Raw genomic sequence first — 1,492 nt, forward strand, 5'->3', positions numbered from 1 at the left:
CAGCAGGCTTACGGGCTGCTGACCGTGCTGGACGGGGATCTTTATATAGGGTCTTCCAACGGTACATTTACCCGTGCGAGATGATGGCGCGTGCTCCGACCGCCGCAATCGCTGGCTGGACGAAAACGGCTCCTGTCAAAAGGAAGGCCCCGAATCCGCAGGGTAGGCGGCGTTCGGGGTTGTTTAAAATGATCCGGTTATTAGTCCGTTAGACTGGCGAGGGCACACCTATACGATAAGGGATTACGGCCGTCGTTCGACGGGGGGCGCGATCGAACTTGGCGGCGCTTGGGAGGGTTCGATAATATTCGAACAATTGAACTTCGTCAATTCTTGATTCACAATAAGGACATGAGAACCCTATATCATCCCGAAACGAAGGACATCCAGCTGCCTGCGGTGCTGTATGCGCTGAGCGACCCGATCCGCTTGAAACTGGTGAGTCAGCTGTCCGAAGACGCCGAGACGGATCTTGAGCTTTCTTGCGGAGAGTTGGATATGGGCGTGCCTAAGTCTACGCTGTCCCACCATCTGAAGGTGCTGCGGGAATCCGGCATTACGCGCACGCGGTTGGCGGGGACGCAGCGTTTCGTCACGCTGAGGAAGGGAGATTTGGAAGGCAGGTTCCCGGGGCTGCTGGGAGCCGTAACGAAGGCGATGGCGGAAGACGAAACGAAGACAACCCCCGACCGGTGAGGATCGGGGGTTGTCGCGTCTAACGGGAACTGGTCGGCGTCTATCGGGACATTTTGATTTTGCGGCGGGCTTTGAACTGCTTGTATTGATAGTAAATCGTGCAGCCGATGCAGTAGCCGAGCAGCGCAGCGCCGGCGGCGGCTATCAGCATCGCCGAGAATACGTAGCCCGCGACGCTCCAACCGATCGCGAATCCGAGCAGCGACAACGTCAGGAACAGCACGGCCAGCGTATTGTTGAAGCGAGTAAGCTCGGCGGCCTGCGTCTCTTTGCCTTGCGGCTTCAGGAACGGCTTGGCGATCAGGACGAATAAGTTCCCGCGCCCTTGGGTCAGCACCCCGGCGACCTGGATCGCCCAGAGCGCAGCCAGTAACCAGGGTTGGGACAAGAGGATAGAGAGAACGACGAACAGGACGATGCCGGCCTGATTGGACTTAATATAAGACATCGGAATCTCGCGCATGCGCAACGCCTCCAAAGGATAAATACGTTTCAAAACCAACTTAACTGATCGGCTTTATGAAGTCAACGGGTAGATGCGGGAGTTCCTTTCTTCTATAATATGAACAAGAGGGGGACGAGGATGTCATTTATTACCTGTTGCAATCCTCTTGTCGAATTGGTATATTAGATCTCGCCCCTCCGAGAGGAAAGGGCGCCGGTGAAGAAGACGATCTGGATGTTAAAAAAGATGGTTGACAAGCTCCGGTGAAGCTGATAATATTAACTGCTGTCGGCTCCGAAAGCGACGCAGAAGCGAAGGCTTTCGAGCCAAGCGATTGCTCCTTGAAAACTG

2 protein-coding genes are annotated in these 1,492 nt (G+C 55.3%); one reads left to right on the forward strand and one right to left on the reverse strand.

Going from position 1 to position 1,492, the window contains the following annotated elements; translation table 11 throughout:
- Window positions 1-351: 351 nt before the first annotated feature.
- Window positions 352-696, forward strand: coding sequence for an ArsR/SmtB family transcription factor (locus H7C19_RS33505; protein ID WP_185673436.1), 345 nt, complete (start codon window positions 352-354; stop codon window positions 694-696).
- Window positions 697-736: 40 nt separating this feature from the next.
- On the opposite strand, the gene H7C19_RS33510 is transcribed toward H7C19_RS33505, so the two are convergent.
- Window positions 737-1,159 carry a DUF4395 domain-containing protein gene (locus tag H7C19_RS33510; protein ID WP_185673437.1) on the reverse strand — a complete coding sequence of 141 codons (423 nt, stop codon included), beginning with the start codon at window positions 1,157-1,159 and terminating at the stop codon, window positions 737-739.
- Window positions 1,160-1,492 lie beyond the last annotated feature (333 nt).

Origin of the sequence: Cohnella nanjingensis (genome assembly GCF_014212125.1) — a bacterium.
Lineage (GTDB): Bacteria > Bacillota > Bacilli > Paenibacillales > Paenibacillaceae > Cohnella > Cohnella nanjingensis.